Origin of the sequence: Dechloromonas denitrificans (assembly GCF_020510685.1) — a bacterium.
Taxonomy (GTDB): domain Bacteria; phylum Pseudomonadota; class Gammaproteobacteria; order Burkholderiales; family Rhodocyclaceae; genus Azonexus; species Azonexus denitrificans_A.
Genome location: NZ_CP075185.1, coordinates 940,194 through 963,941 on the forward strand (window position 1 = coordinate 940,194; position 23,748 = coordinate 963,941).

A 23,748-nucleotide genomic window follows, 5' to 3' on the forward strand; every position below is an offset into this window, starting at 1 on the left:
GATGCCTAGCCGATCAGCTGCGGAATGCTTCCGAACAGACGCTGAATGTAGTCGATCAGGTACTGCAGCATCCACGGGCCGGCGAGCAGGAGGACGACGAACATGACCACCAGCTTCGGGACAAATTGCAGCGTCGATTCATTGATTTGCGTTGCCGCCTGGAAAATACTGATGATCAGGCCGACAACCAGTGCCGCAATGAGGGCCGGTGCCGACATCAGCAAGGTGACTTCGATCGCCTGCCGGCCGATTTCCATGACGGTTCCCGGCGTCATCGCGTGAAACTCTGCATCAGGGAACCGATAACCAGGTGCCAGCCATCAACCAGCACAAATAGCATCAGCTTGAATGGCAGCGCCACCATGACCGGCGACATCATCATCATGCCCATCGACATCAGCAGGCTGGCAACGACCATGTCGATGACCAGAAAAGGTATGAACAGGATAAAGCCGATCTGGAATGCGGTTTTCAACTCGCTGATGACAAAAGCCGGGACCAGAATGCGGAGCGGTACGTCTTCCGGTTTTTCGATCTTGTCGACTTTGGCAATGCCAGCGAACAGGGCAAGGTCGGACTCCCTGGTCTGCCTGAGCATGAAGCCGCGCATCGGTATGGCCGCCCGTTCGGCCGCCTGCATGATGTTGATCTTGTTCTCGGAAAGCGGCAGGTAGGCTTCCGAGTAAACTTGGTCGAGGACCGGACTCATTACGAAAAAAGTCAGGAAAAGCGCCAGGCCGACCATCACCTGATTGGGCGGCGAGGTCTGCGTGCCCAGGGCATGCCGCAACAGGGAGAGCACGATGATGATGCGGGTGAAACCGGTCATCATCAGCACCGCTGCCGGGATGAAGGTCAGGGCCGTCATCAGCAACAGCGTCTGAATGGTCAACGAGTAAGTCGTTCCGCCGCCGGCCGCCGGTGTGCTGGTAACCGCCGGCAACCCGCCGCTGGCTTGGGCGATGGCGAGTCCCGCCGGCAAGAGCAGGCTGAGGGCGATCAACAGGCGCCTAGTCATGATTGCGTCGCTCGCTTATGGCCTGCAGCCATTGCCGAAAAGGCTTTTCCGCAGAAGATGGCGAATCGTCAGCAGGAATGGTCGTACCCTTTGCCATGCGATGCAGTGTGCGGATTTGCCCCGGAACAATGCCGATGACCAGCCATTGATCGCCGACTTCGAGCAACACGATGCGTTCGCGTGGTCCCAAGGCGACGCCACCAATAACTTTCATGTCGCCTTGACCAAACTTCTTGCCGCCGGAGACTTTTCGGGCCAGCCATGCCGCGCCGACCAGAATGGCGACGATGAGTGACAGGGCCAGCGCTGTCTGCAAATAAGTTCCTGCCGAAACCGCTGGACTGGCTGTTTCAGCAGCGTTGGCGGCAAACGGGATGAGCAGTAAGATAAAACGTAACAAGAAAGGCGACCCGCAGCATCAAATAGACAGGTCGCTATCTTAAAGCAAACCAGACGGGGCGTTTAGCGATTGAGTTTCCGCATCCGCTCGGACGGCGTGATGATGTCGGTCAGTCGGATGCCGAACTTGTCATTGACCACGACGACTTCGCCTTGGGCGATCAGTGTGCCATTGACCAATACATCCATCGGTTCCCCTGCCATTGCGTCAAGTTCGACGACCGAGCCATGCGCCAACTGGAGAAGATTCTTGATGGTGATCTTGGTTCGCCCGAGTTCTACGGCAAGCTGGACCGGAATGTCCAGAATCATGTCGAGTTCGTTCATCATCCCGCTGTTGCCGGCATTGCCGCCGAATGACGGGAAGATGTCGGCAGGTTGCGCCGCTTCATGGGCCAGCGCCGAATCAGTGACCGTCTGTTCGGCCATCGCGGCCGCCCAGTCGTCATCGTTGATCTGGCCGTCGTCCTCGGTTACCTGATTTTCCAAATTGTCCATTTCGTCAGCCATTTTTTTCTCCCATCGCCGGCTCGGCGGCCGGCGTGTCGGGCGATGATGCGATGAATCGCTCGACTTTCAATGCGTATTGGCCATTTTGCTGACCATAGGAACATTCCATCAAGGGCACATTATCAACCAAGGCCTCAATATGCTCAGCGATATGGAATGGAATGATGTCGCCAGCCTTCAGCTTGAGTATCTGGCCGAGCGTGATTTTGCCGGTTCCCAGATGGGCGACAATTTCGACCTCGGCGCCCTGCAGCTGTTTCCGCAATGTACCGATCCAGCGCTTGTCCGAGGAGAGTTGATCGCTCTGCATCGTACTGTACAAAAGGTCTCGAATCGGCTCCAGCATCGAATACGGGAAGCAGATGTGCATGTCGGCGGTTGCCCCGCCAAATTCAAGGGTGAACGTTGTTGAAACAACGATTTCAGACGGCGTTGCGATATTGGCAAACTGCGAATTCATCTCCGAGCGTACGTATTCGAAGTTGATTTCATGCACCGGTTTCCACGACTTGCTGTATTCGGTGAAGACGACATTGAGCAAGCCCTGAATGATGCGCTGCTCGGTCGCCGTAAAATCGCGGCCTTCGACCCGGGTATGGAAGCGCCCATCGCCACCAAACATGTTGTCGACCACGAGAAAGACGAGGTTGGGGTCGAAGACGAACAGCGCCGTGCCACGCAAGGGTTTTGCGACAACCAGATTCAGATTGGTTGGTACGACGAGATTACGGATGAATTCGCTGTACTTCTGCACGCGGATCGGTCCGACCGAAATTTCGGCGTTCCGGCGCATGTAATTGAACAGGCCGATCCGCAGGTAACGGGCGAAGCGTTCGTTAACCAGTTCGAGCGTCGGCATGCGGCCGCGCACGATACGCTCTTGCGTACCGATGTTGTACGCACGTATGTCGCCGCCTTCGCCCTGGCTTTCCTCGGACTCGTCGGCCTCGCCGGTGACGCCCTTGAGTAGGGCGTCAACCTCGTCCTGGGAAAGAAAGTCGCCTGCCATGGCTCCTTACTGGATAATGAAGGAAGTAAACAACACGGATTTTACCGGCCCCTCGGACGGGATGATCTCGCCCTTCTTGTTTTTCACGGGCGGTTCAATCGCATTATTGATTTCCTCCTTCAATACCTCTGCAAGGTGCTCCTTGCCTTCCTTGGGTAACAGCTCAGATGCCTTCTTGGAGGAGAGAAGCAGCGTGATGTTGTTGCGGATCTTCGGCATCAGCGCTTTGAGGGTCGGTTCCGAGTGAGGATCGACAAGTTCCAGCGATAGCGCGACCTGGAGGTACTGGTCGCCGGTTTCCGGCACCAGGTTTACCGTAAAGGGATCCAGATTGACAAAAACGGGCGGGATTTCAGCCTCTTTTTTCTTGTCCTTTTTCTTCGGCTTGACTGCTTCCTCGGCGACATCTTCATCGTCGCTGGCATGGTCGGCATTCTTCATCAGCATGTAGACCGCGCCACCGCCACCAAACACCAAAACGAGTACGGCAGCCAGGATGATGATCAACAGTTTCTTGCTCTTCTTCTTGGGGACTTCAGTCCCTTCTTCGGCTGGCTTGGCATCCTTTGCCATGTCGTTTCCTCTCTAGATGATCTCGTGTCTGGTCAGGCAAACAGGTCTACCAGACCTCGTCCCCTGTTCAATACGGTGCTGGCGCCCGTGCTGGGCGCATTGTCATTGGCCGGGAGTATAGCGTTTTCGCCTGCTGAGCGGTTCTCGTTCGCTGACTGGGAGGGATTGTTGGGGTTCTGTTGCGCCAGGTTCGCACCAACGTTGGCTTGTCCCAGATTGATGCCGGCTGACGCTAGCAGATCCTTCAGTTGGGGCATTGCGCTTTCGATTGCTTGACGAACTTCTGCGTGAGGCGAGGCAAAAGCCAGCGTGGCCTGGTCTCCGCTCAAATTGATGGTGATTTGTACCGGACCGAGTTGCGGAGGATTGATGTTGATTTGGGCCGTTTGCTGATCGTTCTTGGCCAGCCATACGATCTTGTCGCCAAATTGCTGAGGCCACGAGGCGTCACGTAGATGCGTGCTGACGTTCTGCGGCGGAGCGGCTTCAGTGCCCTGCGCCTGTCGTCCCGCGGCAAGGGGGGCGAGGTTATTGGTCAGTGTTGTGGCACTCGTTTCCAAACCGGGGGTTTCGACGGCAATATTTGCCGGCCCGCTCTGCAGTAGGGGGTTGGCGTTGGCCGCATTGTTGCCGGTCGGGTTCAGCTTCTCAAATAGGCCAGCGGCGGCTTTTTCTGCAGCGCGCGAGGTTGCCTGCTCCGAGGATGCGCTGCCGGCTTGGCCATTGAGCGTGGCCAGCGCAGCCCCCGCGATCGATTTTTCGGTTTGGTCAGCGGTCGGCTGGAAAACGGTGTTCCCACGGGCTGAAGTATCGGGCTGGAACTGGGCATTGCCGGTCAGCGAGGCAATCAGGGCCGGGTCTACCAAGTCCGGGATGGTGTCGGCGCTATCCGATGCGGTTTTGCTCTGGCCTGCCTCAAGATCAGCCAAACTCTTTTCCGAGGTGCCGGGAAGTTGACTCAAGAGATTTTTCAGCTCACCGGAGAGCAGCGCGGCAAATTCTCCCGGCAAACCGTCGCCACCGGTTGCGTTGCTTGCGCCGGTGGCGGCAACGGCAGCGTTGGTTCCACTGGGCATTGAAGAGATGACGGTTACTGACATTGTGACTCCTTCGGGAATGCAGGGCATTGTTTTGCCCTGATATAAGCAATGGCCATGCCGGCTATTGTTTATTCCTCGGAAGCGATATCCACACTGTATTTGCGGCTCGAAAACTCATCCTGCAGTTTTTGCTCTTGCTTGTTTTCACGATAACGTTCGCGTGCGTCGTGGCGCAGGGAGAGGGTGTCGATGGCCTTGAGTTTCTTGTTTTGGTCCTGCCATTGATCCTGGCCGGCCTTGGTGTTCCGTTCCGAGCTTTCGACGGCATTGCGCTGCTGCGCGACGGCCTCGTCGATCCGGGCGAGGAAGGCCTGGTAGTTCAGCAGGATCAGCCGGGTTATGCCATCGGCCGTCGCCTCAAGCATGCGCTGGGCGTATTCGTCTCGGTATTGTTCCAGCATCTGCAGGCGGCTGCGCTGGCTTTGTTCGGCGGCGATCAACTGGCCCAATTTGCGCGTCGCTTCGTCGGCGCGGGTCTGCATGACTTCAAGTAATGGCTGCAGGGAAAAGGCTTGGGTCATGGGTTATACGAACAGTTGTTTGAGGGCTGTCAGGCTGGAGGCGAAGTCGGCTTGTTCCGAAAATTGTTGCTGCAGAAAACTCTCCATCCGCGGGTAGAGCCCGATTGCCTGATCAAGCACTGGGTCCGAACCGGGGACATAGGCACCTACGGATATCAAATCGCGCGAGCGCTGATAACGGGCAAACAATACCTTGAATTTGCGGATCTGCTCAAGATGCGGCATGTCAATCAAATTGACCATGGCGCGGCTGATTGACTGTTCGATGTCGATGGCTGGGTAGTGCCCGGCATCAGCCAGGGTTCGCGACAGCACGATATGGCCGTCAAGGATGGCGCGAGCAGAGTCGGCAATCGGGTCCTGCTGATCGTCGCCTTCAGCCAGAACGGTATAGAAGGCGGTGATCGAGCCGCCTCCCTCCTGACCATTGCCGGCGCGCTCGACCAACTGTGGCAGGCGGGCAAAGACTGAAGGCGGGTAGCCCCGGGTTGCCGGTGGTTCGCCGATGGCCAGCGCGATTTCCCGCTGGGCCATTGCGTAGCGGGTCAGCGAATCCATGATCAGCAAGACCTGCTTGCCCTGGTCGCGGAAGTATTCGGCGATGGTCGTCGCGTAGGCGGCACCCTGCAGGCGCAACAACGGTCCGGTATCGGCCGGTGCGGCGACCACGACTGCCCGGCGCATGCCTTCTTCGCCGAGTATTTGCTCGATGAACTCCTTGACCTCTCGACCGCGCTCGCCAATCAGCCCGACCACGATCACTTCGGCTTCCGTGTAGCGTGCCATCATGCCAAGGAGCACCGATTTGCCTACCCCGGAGCCGGCGAAAAGCCCCATGCGCTGGCCCCGCCCGACAGTCAGCAAGGCATTGATGGCGCGGATGCCAACGTCCAGCGGCTGGTCGATGGCTGCTCGCGCCATCGGGTTCACCGGCCGGCTCTGCAAAGGGCGCGAAGTGCTGACTTGAAGTGGACCTTTGTTGTCGAGCGGGCGCCCTACGCCGTCCAGAATGCGGCCGAGCAGGCCGTCGCCAACCGGCGCCTGTTTGACCCGGTCGATGGCGCGGCGGCGGAACGGCGTTGGGTCGTCGATGTGCGGCGGGGGGCTGGCGGTTTCAAAGGCGACTACCTTGGAGCCGGGCGCCAGGCCATACATGTCGTCGGATGGCATCAGGTAGAGCTTTTCGCCGGAAAAGCCGACGACTTCAGCATCGACCGGGGCTCCGGTCGGCGGAAATATTCGGCAGGAACTACCAAGCGGCAATTTCAAGCCGGCGGCTTCCATGACCAGGCCATTGATTCGGGTCAGCCTGCCGGTCGGCCACAACGGCTGGGCATTGCTGGCCGCTATGCCGCAGTTATGCAGAAAGTTATTCCAGCGCGCGGCGTGGTCCGGTCGTTCGGGGGTTATGGATTCAGCCATGCCTGGGGCTCGGTGCCGATCGCTTCCAGTACTCTTTTCCATCGCGTTTCGATGGTCGCATCGATCTCGCTGGAGCCGGCCTGTAGCAGGCAACCGCCGGGGCTGATTTCGCTATCGTCAAGGATTTGTGTGCCCGTCTGCGCGAACTCCTCACCGAGAAGGGTGCGAACTATGTCGCCGTCAGCCGGATTCAGACGAATTACGATATGGGCGCGATGCAGGGGCAGCGCGGCGAGGGCTTCGCGAATGATCGGCAGTAATGCGTCGTTCTGCGCCGCAAAGACGCCACGAGCTAGTTGCGCTGCGATTTCGATGGCCAGCGCCAGCATTTGCTCGGCAACCGATTGATCGAATTCATTTAACGCGGTCTGCAGACTGCCGATCAGTGTGTTGAATCGGTCGGCCTGCAAAGCCAGTGCTTCATTTGTTGCCTGCTCGCCAGCCGCCTTGCCTTCCGCCAGACCAGCCTGGTAGCCGCTGGTCCGAGCCTCTTCGTAAACCCGTTCGATATCTTCGGCGGTTGGCAAGGCGATTGGTGGAACGACTTCGGGCGGCTCCATGGCCGTGACGATCGGCTCTTCAATTGCTGCGACAGGCGTCGGTGTCGGTGCTGGGGCCGGCCGTTTATCGAACGAACCGGCTTGCCAGCGTTGAAAACTGACGAGGTCTTCCTTGGGGATGATCACGGATGTGCCCAGCCTGGCTTAGATCATTTGCTCGCCACCGGCACCGCCGAGGACGATTTGACCTTCGTCGGCCAGGCGACGAACGACCTTGAGGATTTCCTTCTGCTCGGCCTCGACTTCGGAAAGGCGTACCGGGCCCTTGGATTCGAGATCTTCGCGCAGCATTTCGGCAGCGCGCTGCGACATGTTCTTGAAGATTTTTTCCCGAAGATCGGGGGAGGCTCCCTTGAGTGCCAGGATCAGCGAGTCCGACTGGATCTCGCGCAGAATAAGCTGGATCGAGCGGTCATCAATATCCATCAGGTTCTCGAAGACGAACATTTCGTCGAGAATCTTCTGCGCCAGGTCGGGGTCGTATTCGCGGATCGCATCGACGACCGAGGTTTCGTTGGTGGCGCCAATGAAATTGAGAATCTCGGCAACCGTTCGCACGCCACCCATGGCCGTATGTTTGACGCTGGCCGAACCGGAGAGGATGCGCATCATCGTTTCATTGAGTTCGCGCAGGGCGGACGGCTGGATGCCTTCAAGCGTGGCAATACGCAACACGACATCGTTGCGCAGGCGTTCGGTGAAATGGTTGAGGATCTCACTGGCCTGGTCATGTTCGAGGTGCACCAGGATCGTCGCAATGATCTGCGGGTGTTCGTTTTTGATCAGGTCGGCAACGGTTGGCGCATCCATCCACTTCAGGCCTTCGATACCTGAGGTCTCGCCGCCCTGCAGAATGCGTGAAATCAGGTTCGCTGCCTTGTCGTCACCCAGTGCCTTGGTCAATACCGAGCGGATGTAGTTGTCGGTATCGACGTGTACCGCCGCATGTTCCTCGGCAATCGTGTGGAACTCGTCGAGTACCGCCTCGACCTTGGTTCTTGGCACGGATTTGAGCATCGCCATGGCATGACCGAGCTTTTGCACCTCCCGCGGGCCGAGGTGTTTGAGTACTTCGGCCGCATGGTCCTCGCCCAGCGTGATGAGCAGGGTTGCGCTCTTTTCCAGGCCTTCCTCTGGGCTACCCGCCATTTGCGCCTATCCAGTCCTTGATAATGTTGGCAACAGCCTTCGAGTCGGTCTGTGCAAAGTCGCGCGCTTTCTGGACCTTGGCGGCGTAGGAGTCGATCCGCACGTCGGTCGCCCCTTCCTCGCCCTCTTCGCCGAGCACGTCGCCGATCCCGGTGAACATGCCGGTACCGCCTTCTTCTTCCGCCTTCGGTGGCGGCGGGAACATCGTTTTCAGTGTGGGCTGGATGATCTTCAGGTAGAGGAAGGTAATGATCGCGGCAATAATCAGATATTTGAAAATATCCTTGGCGTAGCCGATATTTTCCGGGTCTTTCCAGATCGGCAGACCGGTTTCGCTCTTGTCGTCCGCGGTGAATGGCGCGTTGGCCACCGAAATGGTGTCGCCACGCTCCTTGCTGAAACCCATCGCTTCGCGAACCAGATCGTTGATCTGTTTCATTTCAGAGTCGGCCAACGCCTTGGTCGTGGGTTTGCCGTCTTTGCCGATATCCTTGCGATGATTGACCACTACGGCGGCCGAGAGGCGACGGATGCTGCCGATCGCCTGCTTGGTGTAGCGGATGGTCTTGTCGACTTCGTAGTTGATCGTCGCGTTCTTGCTGGTGCTGATTGGCTGGCCGGCGGCATTGAGCGGCGCAGTGATGCCGCTGACATCGATCTTGCCTTGGGCGTCGCCCGGTTTGGTCGGCGGGGTGGGCGTGGTTCCGGTGGCCGGCTGCGTCAGCGGCGCGGTCGCCGGTACCGGGGGCTGGTTGGTCAAGGCGCCGGGAACGCCGCCGGCTGCCTGATTGACGCTGGCGGTCTCATTGTTTTGCTGGCTACGGATACTGCTGCTATCCGGCGTGCTGTTGGGGCGGAAGCTTTCGGCGGTTTGCTCGCTCTGCGAAAAATCGAGGTCGGCGGCTACCTGGACCTTGAAATTCTCGTTGCCCAGCAGGGGTTTCAGGATTTCCTCAATGCGTTTGATGATGCCGTCTTCGACTTCCCGCACATATTTGACTTGTACCGGGTCAAGTCCGGCTTCGGTCAGCTTGCTCTTGAGCTGCGAGAGCAGCGCGCCGTTCTGGTCGATGACCGTCACGTTGGCCATCGGGAGTTGCGGCACGCTCGACGAAATCAGGTGAGCGATGCCGGCGATCTGCCCATTGTCCAAGGTCCGGCCGGGGTAGAGGTTGAGCATGACCGAGGCAGTCGGTTTTTGTTCTTCGCGAACAAAAACCGAGGGCTTGGGAATCGCCAGATGCACCCGTGCCGTCTGGACCGAGCCGATCGATTGAATGGTTCGGGCCAGTTCGCCTTCAAGGCCGCGCTGGTAGTTGACCTGCTCGGCAAACTGGCTTGTGCCGAATTTCTGGTTTTCCATCAATTCGAAGCCGACCAGTCCGCCGCGCGGCAAGCCCTGGGTGGCCAGTTTCAGACGTACTTCATGAACGCGTTCGGCGGGCACCAGCAAGGAGCCGTTGTCGCTGTAACGGTGCGGAACATTCTGTGTTTCAAGAATGGCGACGATGGCGCCACCGTCTTTTTCCGTCAGGTTGGAAAACAGGACTTTCCAGTCCGGCTGCCGACTCCAGAGTATGGAACCGACAATAACGGCAACAATGGCAGCCACCGCCACCATGAATATGATCTTTTGCTGATCGCCTAGCCGGTTAAACGCCTCGCGCAGACGCTCGGCCGGGTTTGCGCCCGGTGCGGTTCCTGCCGTCGTTTCAGTTGTTGCTGCCATCAAAGCCCGGTCAAATTGCGGTGAAACAGAAGAAGAATCAATTGAGAAGCCAAATTACCCTAGAAATATTCTACTATTACCAGCGCTGAATTCCCCCTATCTTTTTCAATGCCCACCCCGCAGGCTGCTGCCGCCACTCTAGATTCCGAAGCCAAGACCGCCGAGTTGCAGCGGGCCTTTGCCATGTTCAACCAAGTCTCGGTCGAGTTGACGCAGGCATATGAAGCTTTGCAGGCCCGCGTTACCTCGCTGACCGAGGAGTTGGCCATCGCTAATGGTGAGTTACGGCGGCAGTATCAGGAAAAGGAAGCGTTGTCCGAGCGGCTTTCATCGCTGCTCGATGCGTTGCCGGCGGGGGTGGTGTTGCTTGATCCGTCGGCCGGTGTGGTTGCTGTCAATCCGGCGGCGATGTCTCTTTTTGGAACGGATATGGTCGGCCGCCATTGGGGTGACGTGGTTCGCGCCTGTCTCGAGCCGACATTGACGGTCGGTGAATGGCAGCTGGGTGAGCGGCGTGTCTCGATTGCCGAAAGCATGCTCGCGTCGGCAGGCGGAAAGATTCTGCTGATTCATGATGTAACCGCTGCGCACCGGATGAAAACCGAGCTTGAGCGCAATCAACGGCTGGCGGCGATGGGCGAAATGGCTGCGTCGCTGGCGCACCAACTGCGCACGCCGTTGGCGGCGGCCCTGCTTTATACCGCCAATCTCGGGCAGGCCGGGGTGCCCGATGAGGCGCGGGTCCGCTTTTCCGAAAAAGCGAGCGGGCAACTGCGGCGCCTCGAACGGCTGATTCAGGATGTGCTGTTGTTCGCGCGCGGCGAAAGCATCGGTCGCGACGTGATTCCGGTCAGCGACTTGCTTGCCGAGGCCGCTCAAACCGTCGAGCCCTTGATGCGCGAGCATGGCCTGGTGTTTGCTCTAGTCGACAGTTGCGATGGGGCGCAAATGGTCGGCAGTCGCAAGGCGCTGTTCGGCGCCTTGGTCAACCTGCTGGAGAACGCCATGCAGGCGACGCCTGCCGGCGGCAAAATTTGCCTCACCGGCAATCGACGCGGCGATCTGCTGGCTCTGGGGGTGCGCGATAGCGGCCCGGGGATTTCCCGGGAAACGCAGGCGCGTATTTTTGAGCCATTCTTCACCACCAAGGGGCAGGGGACCGGCCTTGGTCTGGCCATCGCTCTTGGTGTGGCACGTGCTCATGGCGGAGCGATTGAGGTGTTTTCCGAACCCGGCGAAGGGGCCGAGTTCATAGTTACGCTGCCGCTCGGTTCGGCAGAGATCGGGATTGAGGAAAATGGCGGAACATAGCTTGCCGATTCTGGTGGTCGAAGACGATCCCAGCCTGCGCGAAGCAATTGGCGATACCCTGGAACTGGCCGGGCGCCCATACGTGGCGGTTGACGGCGGGGCTGCCGCGTTGAAGGTGTTGGGAGAGCAGGCTTTTTCCATCGTTGTCAGCGACGTCCGCATGATGCCGATGGACGGAATCGCGCTACTCAAGGAAATTCGTTTGCGCTTGCCGCATCTGCCGGTGGTGCTGATGACGGCGTATGCCGAAGTCGACAAGGCGGTCGATGCGATGCGTTCCGGCGCCTGCGACTTCCTGCTCAAGCCCTTTGAGCCACAAGCCCTGCTGGCGCACATCAACAAATACGAGTTGCCGGAAACTGGCGAGTCGGCGGGTGTCGTCGCCATCGATCCGGTTAGTCGCGAGTTGTTCGCCATTGCCCAACGCGTCGCGCAAACTGATGCAACGGTATTGCTGACCGGTGAATCGGGGGTTGGCAAGGAGGTGGTGGCGCGTTTTATCCACCGCAATTCGGCGCGCAAGGACGGCCCGTTCGTTGCCATCAACTGCGCGGCGATTCCCGATAGCCTGCTCGAAGCGACACTGTTCGGTTATGAAAAGGGCGCATTTACCGGTGCGCAGCAAGCTCAGGCGGGCAAATTCGAGCAGGCGCAGGATGGCACGCTGTTGCTCGATGAAGTCACTGAAATGCCGATGAGTCTGCAGGCCAAACTGTTGCGTGTCCTGCAGGAGCGCGAGGTGGAGCGGGTCGGTGGCAAGAAGCCGGTGCCGCTGAATATCCGCATCATTGCCACCTCCAACCGCGAAATGGCTGAGGCCGTTGCCAAAGGCGTCTTTCGTGAGGATCTCTACTACCGCCTCAATGTTTTTCCGGTGGCGATTCCTGGGTTGCGGCAGCGGCGCGGGGATATCGTTGCCATCGCCCGACATTTCGTTGTCGAACATGGTGGCCGCTTCGGGCGTTCCGGGGTTTCGCTTTCGCCAGCCGCCGAGCTTGCTCTGACGGCCCATGACTGGCCCGGCAATGTACGCGAACTGGAAAATGTCATCCAGCGGGCATTGATTCTCTCGACTGGTCCGACGATTGGCACCGAACATCTGAATCTCGTGGCGAAAACGTCGCCGGGGGCTGCGATGATTCAGGTGCCGCTTGGCGATGTGGGGTCTGCAGCCGGGCTAACGGAAGTCGAGAAAAGGGCCGATAATATGAAAGACTTGGAGCGCGACCATATCCTGCGTACCCTCACGGAGGTCGGTGGTTCGCGCAAGATGGCGATTGAACGATTGGGGATTTCCGAACGGACTTTGCGCTACAAGTTGCAGCAGTACCGTGATGAAGGATTTTTCAAGGACTGATTCTGGCCTGAAAATTGCTGGTAGTTGGCCAAGGTTTTAGGAGCTGAAAATGGATACCCAAGGGATTGAACAAATGTTGAGCGTGTTGCGGACGACCGCCGCACAGGCCTCCGGCAAGGCTGCGGAAAGCGCGCCAGCGGCTAGCGCTGCCGACTTTGCCCAGGTTCTGCAAAGCTCCATTAACAAGGTTAACCAGACCCAGCAACAGGCTGATCAGATGGCGGAAAAACTTGCCGCCGGCGATACCAGTCAGAATTTGCATGAAGTGATGATTGCCTTGCAGACGGCCAGTATCTCTTTCCAGGAAATGGTCCAAGTGCGTAACAAACTCGTCACGGCCTATCAAGACGTGATGAACATGCAGGTCTAGTCGGCCAGCCCGGAGTCCTTGGCCTTGCGCTCGCGCTCGATGCGCGCAATGTAGCGTTCGATGAACGCCAGGCGGATGCCTGGCAAATTGACAAATTCGCAGCCGATGCGCAAATTGTGCTCGCCGTTGCGGTCAGACATTTCGACTGTTTTGCGGACACGCAAATTTACCTGAATGACCCCTTCTTCCGGAATTTCCAGGCGGCATTGCTGAAATAGCGCATCGCGACGAAAGTGCTCGGCAAGTGCTGTCGCTCCAACCAGGCAAATGCCGCCACCGCTGATGTCGGATAGGGTCAGTTCGAAGGTCTTCAGTATTCCATCCGTGCCGTGGGCGGCCAGTTTGCAATGTATCGGGTTGGCCAACGGTGGTTCGAGGCGAAAGAACTCCCGCCGTTGCAGGCGCAGGATTGCATCGGGAATGGGCGCCGCCAGTACGCTCTGGTCTTGATGCTTGGTGTACTTTAAAGCGGGTAAGCGTATTTGTATCTTGACGCGATCCAGCTTGGTTACCAATGTGATTTGCCGGGCGCTTTGGGCGCTGTCGTTACCTTTGTCGTCATTGGCCGGGTCGAGAAAGATATTGCCGGTCGACTCGTCGATCGCCACTATCGACGTCGGGAAAAATTGCTGGCCCTCGTTGATGTAGGCCGTGAAGATGCTGTGCCGTTTGGCCAGTAGGTTGAGGTAAAAGAGAACCTCTTGTTGGCTGTCGAGAAGAAACTGGGCAAATACTTCCCGGTGGTCGATTTCGAAATCGGGTGTGGCGAGTTCTTCGGAAATTGGCGGCATGCGTGTTCACGTCGACGTGGAGCCGCCAATCTTAAACCATCATTCCTTGCTCGGCGGCTGTTTCAAAATATTGCTATCCGGTGGTCCGTTCAGCGGACTTTCACCATGCTCGATGCGGTACAGCCAGGCGAGCAGCTCAGCAACCGCCATGTAGAGTTCTGCCGGAATATGTTCGTCAATATTAACTTGGGTAAGCAAGGCGACGAGATCGGGTGATTCGTGCACGTAGATGCCATGCTCTTTTGCCCGGGCGATGATCTGCTCGGCAATTAACCCCTTTCCTTTGGCAACCACCCGGGGGGCTGCATCGGTTTGGCTATAGGCGAGAGCGATCGCTTCGCGAGCTTGCTTATTCTGCTGGTTGGCCATGCAGGACGAGTAGTTGCGAAAGATTCAGTCCGGCAGCTTCAAACTGTTGGCGCAATTGTTCGGCGCTGTCGCGCAGTCGCGACTCGCTGGTTTCCGATTCGGTATTCGCCGAAACGCTGATGTTGCCGCCAGGGCGCAAGGCGAGCGTGATATCGATACCGCCCAAGGCCGGTAGTGAGAGTTTTAGTCTCGTCTGCCACTGAGTGGTGGCATTGACCTCGCTTGATCTGCCATCTTCAGGGGCTTGAGCAATCTCCCACCACATTTTCTGTCCTGGCCATACCTGGCCCTGCCAAGCAAAGCTTTGCGTCGCCAGGCCGTCGAGTTGCTGCTGTACGAGTGCTCGCAAATCGTTGGGGACCGGACTGGAGGTCTGAATATTCTGATTGGCCAAGGTGGCTTGCTCGGAACGCGGGGCGGCTGACCCTAACTCGGCGCTCAATGGCGCTTTTGTCGCTTCACCAATAATAGCCCCTGGGGCTGCTGCAAGCTGTGGCGTCGAATGTTTGCCTTGCGGCTCCTGGCGCAGGGCATCGGTGGGGAGATCTCCGGAAACCCAGCGCGCCTGGTGAGCTTCATAGAACATCCCGCTTTGCGCTAGTGCCTGCTTGAGAACCGGAGCAAGGTCTGCCGCCATTTTTGGCATGGTTTCGACCAATGCCTGATTGCCATTCAAGGGCGCCGGGGGGGCTCGTTTGCCCTCGCCGTCCAGGCCGTTCAGCAGATTGCCAATCATTTTGCCGGCTGAACTCAGGGAGGTAGTAACCGATTCCTGTGTATTTTTGGCGACAGCCGCGTCGGAGCGGTTGGCGACAACTGCCAGGGTGACTTTGCCATCGCTTTCCGCCACCTCAAGCTCAAGGCTGTCCCCCGGCTTGGCGGCGAACGGCAGGGCCAGCGTAACGTCGCGTTGCGCCACCGTGGCCCGATAGGTGCCATTCGGCAATACCGCGAGTATTTCGGCAAAGATGCGTTGCCCGGGAACGAGATCGCTGAGCGCATCGGCAATCCGTTGGGCCGCCGGGACGGGCTGCGTCTGGCCGCCCGTCGCCAAATGCTGGTCGGGCAGGATCTGTCGCAGACTACTGGCGACATCCGGCGGGATCATGATTTAACGGAGGGGAGTTTGGCGCCCGAGAATGCGTTGATCAACGGGGTAATTTGATCCATGCGATCTTTGCATAGACTCATCACAACCTTGTGTACCGTCAGGAGTTCCGTGACTCGATTGCGGTAGGTCGCGGTATATCGGAGAGCCGGGGGCATTTCCTGAACGGCCTCGGAGGCCGTGCGAAATGCCGCCTCCAGCCCTTCGATCTGCTCCCATTTTCCGTTCTCTGCAGCATCCTGCAAATTTTTCAGTACGCTAGCAAGTTGATCAAGTGCGGAAGTCTTGCTTGCCGAGAGGCTAGAGATTTTGGCCACCCCCATTTTTGATGTTCTGGCCCATCTCGCGCCAGGCGCCACCAATTTCTTCGAGCAGGGCTTGCACTTCATCGACGGCGGGCACATCCATGTGCACATTGGCATGGATGAGGCGCTGGATCATGTAGTCGTAAATCGCCTTCAGGTTGATCGCCAGTTCGCCGCCGGCTTCGACGTTCAGACTGGCGGACAATCCATCGGCGATGATGGCGATGGCCTTGACGATGGCGTCCGATTTGCCCGGGTAGTCATTTATCCCCATCTTCGCCTTGGCCTGATCCAAGGCAACATTGGCGCCCTCAAACAGTAGAAGGATCAGTCGATGGGGATCGGAGCCGCGAATGTCTGCTTCACTGTCCATTTGCTTGTATGACGCGATCGGGTTTGAAAACATGGTTTCGTAGCTTATGAACTGGTTTTGCTCAACTGTTGTGTAAGGTAACTGCTCGTCGTGTTCATTTGGCTCATCAGCTTATCGAGGGCGGTAAACTGAGCGGTGTAGCGTTTTTGGACGGCAGCGACCCGGATTTCGAGCGCCGCTATATTGTCCTTGTCGTTTTTCACGGACGAACTCAAACCGTTCATTCGTCCCGCGATTACGCCTTGCGCATCAAGCAAGCCGCTAATCGTGGTTTTCATGGCCGAGCCATAGGCGGTCAGGGTCTTTTGCACTTCGCCCGACGAATTGGAAATCGCGTTTGAGAGCTTTGTCGAATCAACCGATAAGGTGCCGTCCTGCTTGAACGATATGCCCAGTGACGAGAGTGTCTGATAAGCGGCACCGGCCAACTCGGCGGGGACCGTTGTCCGGCTACTGTGCAGCGCACTCTGGACGCTTCGTACCGACGACTCGCCGTTCAGCGGTTTGGCTGTCTTCGTGGTCGCATCATAAGTGTTGTTTTGCTTGATGACCGTGTTCAGGGCGTTGTATGCACCGACAAAAGCGCTTACTGCCTCATTTATCGCTGCAGTGTCGCCCTTGATCGAGATGGTTGACGATCCGGTGCTCTGCAGCTTGAGGGTTACCCCGTTGATGGCGTCGGTGATGGTGTTGCTGGCAGATGTCACCGTTACGCCGTCAATGGTCAGGCTCGCATCCTTTGCCGTACTCCTGGCCAAGCCGGAGGTGGTCTCGTCGAATCCGGCAAGGCCAGAAAGGCTGGTGGCCGGTGCCGTTGTGCTCCCTGTCGTTACGGCGAGAGAGAAGGCGCCTGCCGCACCGGTGGTGGTTCCGGCAAAAACAAGCCGGTCGCCGTCGCTGCCGGAGATGACAGAGGCTGTGACGCCGATGTTGGCGGCATTGATTTTTGACCGGATATCCTGCAGCGAATAACTCGCCTGGTCGTTGAGCGCAATCGACTGAGTTGTTCCGTTTATGCTGAATTCAAGTGACCCTTGGCCAAAGGTCGTGCCGGTCGCGAATGCGCCGGAGAAACTTTTTTGCGCCGCGGCAAGGTCAGTAACGTTGATTGCGTAGCTGCCCGCGGACGCACTGACCGAGGTCGAGGCGGTCACTTTCGTGGCATCGCTTGAGGTGGCGGCCAAGGCTGCCAGTTTGCTGGGATTGCTTAGCGTTTCCACGGCCGTCTGTAGTGTCGACAACGCGGATTTAAGCACGCCAAATGTTGTTAACTTGGTCGTGGTGCCGGCGACTTTCGTGTTCAGGGCATCAATCGGCTGTCTTTCGGCAGCCATGAGTTTGGTGAGCATCGAATTCAAGTCGACGCCAGTGCCAATCCCCAAGCTGGTTGTTGTTGCCATATCGATTACCTCTTAAATCTAAATCAAACTTTGTCGCGAAGAAACAGCCCTTGCAGTTTATCCAACGCCTGGGCAATAGCAATTACTTCCTCGGAAGGAAATTGCCGGATGACGTCATTGGTCGAGCTATCAATTACTTTGACGACATTGAGTCCAGTCTTCTCATCAATGCTGAAGCTTATTTCACTTGAAGTCTGGGCAACAAAGTCGGCGATACGGGCTACTGCTTCCTTAACGCTGCTGGCGTCGGATGTGCTTTGAGAGTTTACCCCGACATCCTTGTTTTCTGCGACGGAAGCACTTGATTGATTTTCCGCTCGTGGTGCTGCTCGGACTTGTTTTTGTGCCGCGGTATTCGCAGGAGATACGTCACTGGAAACCAAAGGTTGCACGTTCATTTTTTTGCTCCTAAGGACAAAAGGTGCGAAGGCTTATACAAACCTTCGCACCTCATTCAAGCGCGGTGTCCAGTCTGCTTGCTTATCGCAGGAGCGAGAGAACGTTCTGCGGAATCTGATTCGCTTGAGCCACCATTGCGGTACCTGCTTGCTGGAGGATCTGCGAGCGGGCCAGGTTAGCCGTTTCCTGAGCAAAGTCGGCAGCCACGATCCGGGTCTTCGCAGCCATCTGGTTTTCGTAGTTGGCTTCTTGCGATTGAATCTGGAACTGCAGATTGTTCATCACGGCACCGGCAGTGGCTCGCGATGCAGCAACCGAACCGAGTGCGGCGGTAATGTTCGCCGCCGAAGCGCCCACCGTAGTGGAGACCGAAGCTACGCTGGTGATGCCTTGGGCGAAGGACGTTTGACCGTTCAGCGTGGCGGCAGTCTGGATGGTGGCCATCGAGGCCGACAGGGCGGTAAATTCAGAGTTGATGTAACCCTTGTCGGTTGAGGTCAGCGTCGTGCTGCCTGCTTGGGATTCCAGTTCGGACATGCGCAGCAGAATGTCGCCAACCACTTGCAGAGCACCGTCGGCGACTTGCGCCTGGGAAATCAAATCGGAATTGTTGCGGATTTTGGCTGAAATGCCACGTGCTTCAGCATCCATGTTCAGCGAAACGGCAAGACCGGCTGCATCGTCTTTTGCCGAGTTGATTCGCAGGCCAGACGACAAGCGTTCAATGGCCGATGACAAACCCAGGGCATTCTTGTTCAGGTTGCGTTGGGCGTTCAGCGAATACAGGTTGGTGTTAATTTGTTGTGCCATTTTGTTTCTCCTATCCTCTTGAATAAAGGGGCGCTTACTTGCCGTCTCCGGCTTTCCGCTGGCCCATCCACGATGCGATTGGGTCGCCGTCAAGTTATATTACGGCGCGCCGGGAGGAATCTTTAGCAATTATTTTCGCTTGTTGTAATGCAGCTCCTGGATTCGGATTTCGACTCTTTACTACTTCGTTTTCCTTCCTTTGCCGAGCGTCCGGAAACCGATCATTGGCGGGGCCGGCGCTCGAAGTGCTTGCTGAGGCCGTTGCTTATCGTGCTCGGTGCAGTATTCTCCGCGTGATCCGGGTTTTGTCGTTCGGCCCGCCTTTGTGGCGGGCTGCCGACAAGCTCTTCACAAATGTCTTTCATTGATTCAGTGAGTCGCGATGTTTTCTTTGCTTGAACTTCTGCCCGAGTCCACTCTGTTCAACATCATTGATGTTGGCGCTTCGTTCAATCCCGGTGAGCCAGCCCCCTACCAAGGGTTCGTGGATGCCGGGAAGGCCAGAGTCATCGGCTTCGAGCCCGATCTGGCTGAGTGCGAGCGACTGAATCAGACTTTTGGATCGCCGCATCGCTTCCTGCCGCATTTTGTCGGCGACGGTGGCCCGGCGACGTTTTACGAAACCAACTGGGTGCTTACGGGGTCCTTGTTTCCCGCCAACACCGCCTTGCTCGAGAAGTTCCAGAATCTGGCGGAAGTGGTTACGCCGGTGGCCGAGCATCCGGTTGAGACCTCTCGTCTGGATGATCTGCAAGAAATCGCCGATGTCGATTATTTGAAGATCGATGTGCAGGGCGCCGAACTTGCCGTTTTTCGCGGCGCGCCGCGCTTGCTGGCTGAAACACTGGTTATCTGCACGGAAGTCGAGTTTGTCGAGTTGTACAAGGGGCAGCCCTTGTTTGCCGATGTCGACGCATTTCTTCGTCAGTCCGGTTTCCAGTTCCATCGCTTCGACGGATTTGCCTCGCGCGCTTTCAAGCCGCTCATCTATAACAACGATATCAATGCCGGCGGTGGGCAGATCTTGTGGTCGGACGCCATTTATGTCCGGGACTGGATGCGCCTCGATGAACTGAGCGCCGACAAGCTCCTCAAATATGCCGTTCTGGCGCATGACTTGCTGCATTCCTACGATCTGGCACATCTGGTGCTGTCGGCGCTCGATTGCAAAGCGGGTTCGGAACTGGCGGATTTATATCTTGGCCGCCTGACCAATCAATGATTGCTGTGCTTTCTTGTCGGTCCAGGTCTTCTTCCGGCCGCGCCGGTGAGCGGGCAACCGGCAACGGCTGAGTGAACGAATGCAACCGACAGCGGATGAATTGGGATGTTTGGCGGGTTTCTATTCGCGCGCCGATTTTATTGGCCTCGAAGCCGAATCCAGGCAGCTGCTGACGCGCTACCCAGACGTCGGCTTCTTGTGGCAGGTGCTGGGCGTTGCGCTCAATGCGCAGAAGAAGGACGGGCTGGCCGCACTGCAAAAGGCCGTAGGCTTGCTGCCGTACGATGCCGAGGCGCACAACAACCTGGGCAATGCGCTGAAGGATGCCGGGCGGCTGGGCGAGGCGGAAGCGAGCTATCGGCAGGCGTTGGTGCTGAAGGCGGGCGATCCGGTGACCCACTACAATTTGGGGGTGGTGTTGCAGGAACAGGGGCGCTGGGCCGAGGCTGAGGCCGCTTACCGGCAGGCCGTGTTGCTGCGGCCTGACTTCGCCCAAGCGTATTACAACTTGGGAACCGTGCTCGAAGATCAGGGCCGGCTTGCTGCCGCCGAGCGATGCTACCGGCAGGCGATCAACCTGGCGCCCGAGATGATCGACGCCCATTACAACTTGGGCACGACGTTGCGCGAAATGGGCAATCTCGACGCTGCAGGGGCGGCATTCCGGCATGTGCTGCAGCAACAGCCCGACTACCTTGATGCACTGGGTAGCCTGCTGTTCATCGAGAACTATCGTCCGGGCTCGGTTGCAACTGGGCAGTGCCAGGATGTGCGCCGCTATGGTGCGCTGGTATCGGCGAAAGCGCAGGGTGGTTACACGGCATGGCAGTGCGCGGCGGCGCCGCAGCGGCTGCGGGTCGGGCTGGTGTCGGGGGATCTGCGCGACCACTCGGTTGGGCATTTCCTCGAAGGCTTCCTGCAGCAAATCGATCCAGCCCGGATCGAACTGCTGGCCTACCCGACGCACCGGGAATTCAGCGACCTGAGCGTGCGCATCAAACCCTATTTCGCCGGCTGGTATTCGCTGGTCGGGCTCTCCGACGAAGCCGCCGCCCGGCGCATCCACGCCGACGGCGTGCACGTCCTGGTCGACCTGTCCGGCCACACCGGGCACAACCGGCTGCCGGTCTTCGCCTGGAAACCGGCACCGGTCCAGGCCAGCTGGCTCGGCTACTGCGCCAGCACCGGCGTCGCCGAAATCGACTATTACATCGCCGACGGCGAAACCCTGCCGGTTGCGCAAGAAGCCGCCTTCACCGAACAAATCTGGCGGCTACCGGCCAGCTACCTGTGCTTCTCGCAGCCGGCCGAGCCGGTCGAAGTCAATACCCTGCCGGCGCTGGCCAACGGCCACCTCACCTTCGGCTCGTTCAACAACCTGAGCAAGATGACGAGCGAAGTCGTCGCGCTCTGGGCGCAGCTCCTGCACGCCCTGCCGGACAGCCGGCTGCTGCTCAAAGCCAAGCAACTCGGCGAAGCCTCGACGCGCGACCAAGTGCTCGCCCAGTACGCGGCGCATGACATCGGCCCCGAACGACTGCTGCTGGAAGGCCCGATTCAAGGGCGCAGCGGGCATCTCGCCGCCTACCAGCAGGTAGACATCGGACTCGACCCCTTCCCGTACAACGGCGTCACGACGACGATGGAAGCGCTGTGGATGGGCGTGCCGGTCCTGACGCTGAGCGGCGAACGCTTTCTCGCCCGGCAGGGCGTCGGTATCCTGACGCATGCCGGCCTGCCCGAGTGGATTGCCGCCGACGGCGCCGAACTGGTCGCCAAGGCGCGGGCGCAAAGCCGCAATCTGCCGGCCCTGGCAGTGCTGCGCACCGGCCTGCGCGAGCGGCTGCTGGCCTCGCCGCTGCTCGACACCCAAGGCTTCGCCCGGGATTTCGAGAACGCCCTGTGGGGCATGTGGCAGAAACGCCAGGACGCAACCCCGGTCGGTCGCCCCGACGCGCTGCCACTGGCCGACGCATCGCCGCTCTATCCGGCCGAACTCAGTGCCCTGTCCAGCCTGTTCGCTGCCGGCCGCTATCGCCCGCTGGAAAACCGGGCGCGGCTGTTGCTGCGGCAGAACCCGACGGCCGGCCCGGTCTGGAAAGCACTCGGTCTGGCGCTCGATGCGCAAGGCCAGGATAGCCTGAGTGCGATGCGCCGGGCGGTGGAGCTACTGCCCGATGACGCGGAAGCGCATAACAACCTCGGCCTGGCCCTCAACAAGATCGGTTGCCTTGATCAGGCCGAGAGCATGTATCGAGCGGCCATCGCCATCTCTTCCGATTACGCGATGGGCCATCTCAATCTTGGGTCCCTGCTCCGTGGCCGGGGGCACTTTGCCGAGGCGGAAACCTGTTTTCGACAAGCCCTGCAAGCCCGGCCGGATTACGCCGAGGCGCACTATGCCCTTGGCTTGGTCCTGCATGAACAAAATCGTCTGGATACAGCTGAAGTCAACCTGCGCCAGGCGATTCGGCTCGACCCCGGGCATGGCGAAGCCTATAGCTGTCTGGCCGTGATACTTCAGGGAAAAGGCCGCCTGGAAGAGGCGGAAGCGGCTTGCCGGAAGGCGCTGGCCATCAATCCGCGACTGGTCGAAGCGCACAATAATCTGGGCCTTGTCTGCATCGTCAGTGGTCGCGTTGCCGAGGCCGTGGCGGCCTTTCAGCATGCCCTGGAACTTGACCCGGGGTTCTCGGACGCGTTCAGCAATCTGCTGTTTGCCTACAACTACAGTCATCTGTACGGTCCGGAGCGGTGCCTGGCAGAAGCGCAGCGTTACGGCGCGCTGGTCGCCGGCAAGGCCCGGCCGTATGTCGCCTGGTCGTGCCCGTCGACGCCGACCCGTTTGCGGGTCGGCCTGGTCTCCGGAGATCTGCGCGACCACCCGGTCGGGCATTTTCTCGAAAGCGTGGTCAAGGCCCTGGATAGCGAGCGTATCGAGTTGATCGCCTACCCGACGCATCACGAAGTCAGCCCTCTGACCCGCCGCATCCAGCCCTGCTTTGCCGCCTGGAAACCGCTGCACGGCCTGAGCGACGAAGCCGCCGCCCGGCTGATCCATGACGACGGACTCCATCTCCTGATCGATCTGGCCGGCCACACGGCACACAACCGGCTGCCGGTCTTCGCCTGGAAGCCGGCGCCGGTCCAGGCCAGTTGGCTCGGCTACTTCGCCACGACCGGCGTTGCCGCCATCGACTATCTGCTGGCCGATGCGGTCGGGGTGCCGGCCGACCAACGTGGCCAATTCACCGAAGAAATCGTCTATCTGCCCGACACCCGGCTGTGCTTCACGCCGCCCGACCGGGCCCCGGCCGTCGCCCCATCGCCCGGTCTGGCCAATGGCTACGTCACCTTCGGCTGTTTCCAGAACCTGACCAAGATCACCGATCCGGTACTCGCCGTCTGGAGCCGCATCCTGTCGGCCCTGCCGACGGCGCGACTGCGCCTGCAGAACCGGCAACTCGGCGATGCCGTGGTACGCGAGCAACTGCAGCAACGGCTGCGCCAGCAAGGCATCGAGCCAAGCCGGGTGGCACTGCTCGAGCCGGTATCGCGGGCCGAATACCTGGCGGCGCACGGCGACGTCGATTGCCTGCTCGACACCTTCCCCTACCCGGGTGGGACGACGACCTGCGAAGCCTTGTGGATGGGGGTGCCGACGCTGACGCTGGCCGGTGACGGGCTATTGGCCCGGCAAGGGGCCAGTCTGCTGACGGCTGCCGGGCTGCCGGGCTGGGTGGCGGCCACGGCCGACGCGTATGTCGCCAAGGCTATCGCCCAGGCCGACGATCTGGCCGGCCTGGCGGCCTTGCGGGCCGAACTGCGGGGGCGGGTCGGCGGCTCGCCGCTGATCGATGCCCCCCGCTTCGCCCGGAATCTCGAGGCCGCCTGCTGGGCTATGTGGCAGAAATACAAGAATACAGAGAGGAACGGCCAGTGA

General features: G+C 59.0%; 25 protein-coding genes. 5 read left to right on the forward strand and 20 right to left on the reverse strand.

The window, feature by feature from the left end; translation table 11 throughout:
- Nucleotides 1-5 precede the first annotated feature (5 nt).
- From fliQ to fliF, 12 genes are all read right to left on the reverse strand, one after another.
- On the reverse strand, nt 6-275 hold the full coding sequence (fliQ, locus tag KI611_RS04645; protein ID WP_226418661.1) for a flagellar biosynthesis protein FliQ: 270 nt from the start codon (nt 273-275) through the stop codon (nt 6-8).
- Nucleotides 272-1,018: a flagellar type III secretion system pore protein FliP gene (gene fliP, locus KI611_RS04650; protein ID WP_226418662.1), complete on the reverse strand. Its 747-nt coding sequence runs from the start codon at nt 1,016-1,018 to the stop codon at nt 272-274. Before fliP ends, fliQ begins: the two co-directional genes overlap by 4 nt.
- The gene (gene fliO, locus KI611_RS04655; RefSeq protein ID WP_226418663.1) at nt 1,011-1,418 is read right to left on the reverse strand and encodes a flagellar biosynthetic protein FliO; all 408 of its coding nucleotides are present in this window, start codon (nt 1,416-1,418) and stop codon (nt 1,011-1,013) included. Before fliO ends, fliP begins: the two co-directional genes overlap by 8 nt.
- Before the next feature lie 62 nt (nt 1,419-1,480).
- On the reverse strand, nt 1,481-1,927 hold the full coding sequence (gene fliN / locus KI611_RS04660; protein ID WP_413463932.1) for a flagellar motor switch protein FliN: 447 nt from the start codon (nt 1,925-1,927) through the stop codon (nt 1,481-1,483).
- A complete protein-coding gene (fliM, locus tag KI611_RS04665; RefSeq protein WP_226418664.1) occupies nt 1,920-2,936 on the reverse strand; it encodes a flagellar motor switch protein FliM in 1,017 nt (338 codons plus the stop codon). Before fliM ends, fliN begins: the two co-directional genes overlap by 8 nt.
- Nucleotides 2,937-2,942: 6 nt before the next feature.
- The gene (fliL, locus tag KI611_RS04670) at nt 2,943-3,509 is read right to left on the reverse strand and encodes a flagellar basal body-associated protein FliL (protein WP_226418665.1); all 567 of its coding nucleotides are present in this window, start codon (nt 3,507-3,509) and stop codon (nt 2,943-2,945) included.
- 32 nt (nt 3,510-3,541) lie between these two features.
- Nucleotides 3,542-4,609, reverse strand: coding sequence for a flagellar hook-length control protein FliK (locus KI611_RS04675; protein WP_226418666.1), 1,068 nt, complete (start codon nt 4,607-4,609; stop codon nt 3,542-3,544).
- A gap of 68 nt (nt 4,610-4,677) precedes the next feature.
- Nucleotides 4,678-5,130 carry a flagellar export protein FliJ gene (gene fliJ, locus KI611_RS04680; RefSeq protein WP_226418667.1) on the reverse strand — a complete coding sequence of 151 codons (453 nt, stop codon included), beginning with the start codon at nt 5,128-5,130 and terminating at the stop codon, nt 4,678-4,680.
- A gap of 3 nt (nt 5,131-5,133) precedes the next feature.
- Complete coding sequence (fliI, locus tag KI611_RS04685) at nt 5,134-6,552, reverse strand: flagellar protein export ATPase FliI (protein ID WP_226418668.1); 1,419 nt, start codon at nt 6,550-6,552, stop codon at nt 5,134-5,136.
- Nucleotides 6,537-7,238 carry a flagellar assembly protein FliH gene (locus KI611_RS04690; RefSeq protein WP_226418669.1) on the reverse strand — a complete coding sequence of 234 codons (702 nt, stop codon included), beginning with the start codon at nt 7,236-7,238 and terminating at the stop codon, nt 6,537-6,539. The genes fliI and KI611_RS04690 overlap by 16 nt, the downstream gene beginning before the upstream one ends.
- An 18-nt stretch (nt 7,239-7,256) precedes the next feature.
- Nucleotides 7,257-8,261 carry a flagellar motor switch protein FliG gene (fliG, locus tag KI611_RS04695; protein WP_226418670.1) on the reverse strand — a complete coding sequence of 335 codons (1,005 nt, stop codon included), beginning with the start codon at nt 8,259-8,261 and terminating at the stop codon, nt 7,257-7,259.
- Entirely contained in the window at nt 8,251-9,990 is a 1,740-nt protein-coding gene (gene fliF / locus KI611_RS04700) for a flagellar basal-body MS-ring/collar protein FliF (protein ID WP_226418671.1), read from the reverse strand. The genes fliG and fliF overlap by 11 nt, the downstream gene beginning before the upstream one ends.
- 108 nt (nt 9,991-10,098) lie before the next feature.
- Here fliF and KI611_RS04705 point away from each other — a divergent pair, with 108 nt between their 5' ends.
- The 3 genes from KI611_RS04705 to fliE are packed head-to-tail and all read left to right on the forward strand — an operon-like array spanning nt 10,099 to nt 13,028.
- Nucleotides 10,099-11,301, forward strand: a complete 1,203-nt coding sequence (locus KI611_RS04705; protein ID WP_226418672.1) for an ATP-binding protein — start codon at nt 10,099-10,101, stop codon at nt 11,299-11,301.
- Nucleotides 11,288-12,658, forward strand: coding sequence for a sigma-54-dependent transcriptional regulator (locus tag KI611_RS04710; RefSeq protein ID WP_226418673.1), 1,371 nt, complete (start codon nt 11,288-11,290; stop codon nt 12,656-12,658). The genes KI611_RS04705 and KI611_RS04710 overlap by 14 nt, the downstream gene beginning before the upstream one ends.
- 49 nt (nt 12,659-12,707) lie before the next feature.
- Nucleotides 12,708-13,028 (forward strand): flagellar hook-basal body complex protein FliE, encoded by a 321-nt coding sequence (fliE, locus tag KI611_RS04715; RefSeq protein WP_226418674.1) that lies wholly within the window; start codon nt 12,708-12,710, stop codon nt 13,026-13,028.
- On the opposite strand, the gene KI611_RS04720 is transcribed toward fliE, so the two are convergent.
- From KI611_RS04720 to KI611_RS04755, 8 genes are all read right to left on the reverse strand, one after another.
- Nucleotides 13,025-13,819 (reverse strand): flagellar brake protein, encoded by a 795-nt coding sequence (locus KI611_RS04720; RefSeq protein ID WP_226418675.1) that lies wholly within the window; start codon nt 13,817-13,819, stop codon nt 13,025-13,027. The genes fliE and KI611_RS04720 overlap by 4 nt on opposite strands.
- A gap of 39 nt (nt 13,820-13,858) precedes the next feature.
- A complete protein-coding gene (locus KI611_RS04725; protein WP_226418676.1) occupies nt 13,859-14,188 on the reverse strand; it encodes an EscU/YscU/HrcU family type III secretion system export apparatus switch protein in 330 nt (109 codons plus the stop codon).
- On the reverse strand, nt 14,169-15,296 hold the full coding sequence (locus KI611_RS04730; protein ID WP_226418677.1) for a flagellar hook-length control protein FliK: 1,128 nt from the start codon (nt 15,294-15,296) through the stop codon (nt 14,169-14,171). The genes KI611_RS04725 and KI611_RS04730 overlap by 20 nt, the downstream gene beginning before the upstream one ends.
- Entirely contained in the window at nt 15,293-15,619 is a 327-nt protein-coding gene (locus KI611_RS04735) for a flagellar protein FliT (protein ID WP_226418678.1), read from the reverse strand. Before KI611_RS04735 ends, KI611_RS04730 begins: the two co-directional genes overlap by 4 nt.
- On the reverse strand, nt 15,597-16,007 hold the full coding sequence (fliS, locus tag KI611_RS04740; protein WP_226418679.1) for a flagellar export chaperone FliS: 411 nt from the start codon (nt 16,005-16,007) through the stop codon (nt 15,597-15,599). Before fliS ends, KI611_RS04735 begins: the two co-directional genes overlap by 23 nt.
- An 11-nt stretch (nt 16,008-16,018) precedes the next feature.
- The gene (gene fliD, locus KI611_RS04745) at nt 16,019-17,374 is read right to left on the reverse strand and encodes a flagellar filament capping protein FliD (protein WP_226418680.1); all 1,356 of its coding nucleotides are present in this window, start codon (nt 17,372-17,374) and stop codon (nt 16,019-16,021) included.
- A 23-nt stretch (nt 17,375-17,397) separates the two neighbouring features.
- Nucleotides 17,398-17,772: a flagellar protein FlaG gene (locus KI611_RS04750; protein WP_226418681.1), complete on the reverse strand. Its 375-nt coding sequence runs from the start codon at nt 17,770-17,772 to the stop codon at nt 17,398-17,400.
- Nucleotides 17,773-17,854: 82 nt separating this feature from the next.
- Nucleotides 17,855-18,583, reverse strand: coding sequence for a flagellin (locus KI611_RS04755; protein ID WP_226418682.1), 729 nt, complete (start codon nt 18,581-18,583; stop codon nt 17,855-17,857).
- Between the two features lie 382 nt (nt 18,584-18,965).
- Here KI611_RS04755 and KI611_RS04760 point away from each other — a divergent pair, with 382 nt between their 5' ends.
- Both KI611_RS04760 and KI611_RS04765 read left to right on the forward strand, forming a co-directional pair.
- On the forward strand, nt 18,966-19,805 hold the full coding sequence (locus KI611_RS04760; protein WP_226418683.1) for an FkbM family methyltransferase: 840 nt from the start codon (nt 18,966-18,968) through the stop codon (nt 19,803-19,805).
- Between the two features lie 79 nt (nt 19,806-19,884).
- Nucleotides 19,885-23,748, forward strand: a complete 3,864-nt coding sequence (locus KI611_RS04765) for a tetratricopeptide repeat protein (protein WP_226418684.1) — start codon at nt 19,885-19,887, stop codon at nt 23,746-23,748.

Bases quoted from the DNA above. Each gene is read 5' to 3' on its own strand.
- KI611_RS04720 (WP_226418675.1), bottom strand. From the start codon at position 13,819: ATGCCGCCAATTTCCGAAGAACTCGCCACACCCGATTTCGAAATCGAC.
- KI611_RS04735 (WP_226418678.1), bottom strand. From the start codon at position 15,619: ATGGGGGTGGCCAAAATCTCTAGCCTCTCGGCAAGCAAGACTTCCGCA.
- fliP (WP_226418662.1), bottom strand. From the start codon at position 1,018: ATGACTAGGCGCCTGTTGATCGCCCTCAGCCTGCTCTTGCCGGCGGGA.
- fliS (WP_226418679.1), bottom strand. From the start codon at position 16,007: ATGTTTTCAAACCCGATCGCGTCATACAAGCAAATGGACAGTGAAGCA.
- fliM (WP_226418664.1), bottom strand. From the start codon at position 2,936: ATGGCAGGCGACTTTCTTTCCCAGGACGAGGTTGACGCCCTACTCAAG.
- KI611_RS04765 (WP_226418684.1), top strand. From the start codon at position 19,885: ATGCAACCGACAGCGGATGAATTGGGATGTTTGGCGGGTTTCTATTCG.
- fliF (WP_226418671.1), bottom strand. From the start codon at position 9,990: ATGGCAGCAACAACTGAAACGACGGCAGGAACCGCACCGGGCGCAAAC.
- fliG (WP_226418670.1), bottom strand. From the start codon at position 8,261: ATGGCGGGTAGCCCAGAGGAAGGCCTGGAAAAGAGCGCAACCCTGCTC.
- KI611_RS04710 (WP_226418673.1), top strand. From the start codon at position 11,288: ATGGCGGAACATAGCTTGCCGATTCTGGTGGTCGAAGACGATCCCAGC.
- KI611_RS04705 (WP_226418672.1), top strand. From the start codon at position 10,099: ATGCCCACCCCGCAGGCTGCTGCCGCCACTCTAGATTCCGAAGCCAAG.
- fliE (WP_226418674.1), top strand. From the start codon at position 12,708: ATGGATACCCAAGGGATTGAACAAATGTTGAGCGTGTTGCGGACGACC.
- KI611_RS04675 (WP_226418666.1), bottom strand. From the start codon at position 4,609: ATGTCAGTAACCGTCATCTCTTCAATGCCCAGTGGAACCAACGCTGCC.
- KI611_RS04760 (WP_226418683.1), top strand. From the start codon at position 18,966: ATGTTTTCTTTGCTTGAACTTCTGCCCGAGTCCACTCTGTTCAACATC.
- KI611_RS04750 (WP_226418681.1), bottom strand. From the start codon at position 17,772: ATGAACGTGCAACCTTTGGTTTCCAGTGACGTATCTCCTGCGAATACC.
- fliQ (WP_226418661.1), bottom strand. From the start codon at position 275: ATGACGCCGGGAACCGTCATGGAAATCGGCCGGCAGGCGATCGAAGTC.
- fliI (WP_226418668.1), bottom strand. From the start codon at position 6,552: ATGGCTGAATCCATAACCCCCGAACGACCGGACCACGCCGCGCGCTGG.
- KI611_RS04755 (WP_226418682.1), bottom strand. From the start codon at position 18,583: ATGGCACAACAAATTAACACCAACCTGTATTCGCTGAACGCCCAACGC.
- fliD (WP_226418680.1), bottom strand. From the start codon at position 17,374: ATGGCAACAACAACCAGCTTGGGGATTGGCACTGGCGTCGACTTGAAT.
- KI611_RS04730 (WP_226418677.1), bottom strand. From the start codon at position 15,296: ATGATCCCGCCGGATGTCGCCAGTAGTCTGCGACAGATCCTGCCCGAC.
- fliL (WP_226418665.1), bottom strand. From the start codon at position 3,509: ATGGCAAAGGATGCCAAGCCAGCCGAAGAAGGGACTGAAGTCCCCAAG.
- KI611_RS04725 (WP_226418676.1), bottom strand. From the start codon at position 14,188: ATGGCCAACCAGCAGAATAAGCAAGCTCGCGAAGCGATCGCTCTCGCC.
- fliJ (WP_226418667.1), bottom strand. From the start codon at position 5,130: ATGACCCAAGCCTTTTCCCTGCAGCCATTACTTGAAGTCATGCAGACC.
- fliN (WP_413463932.1), bottom strand. From the start codon at position 1,927: ATGGCTGACGAAATGGACAATTTGGAAAATCAGGTAACCGAGGACGAC.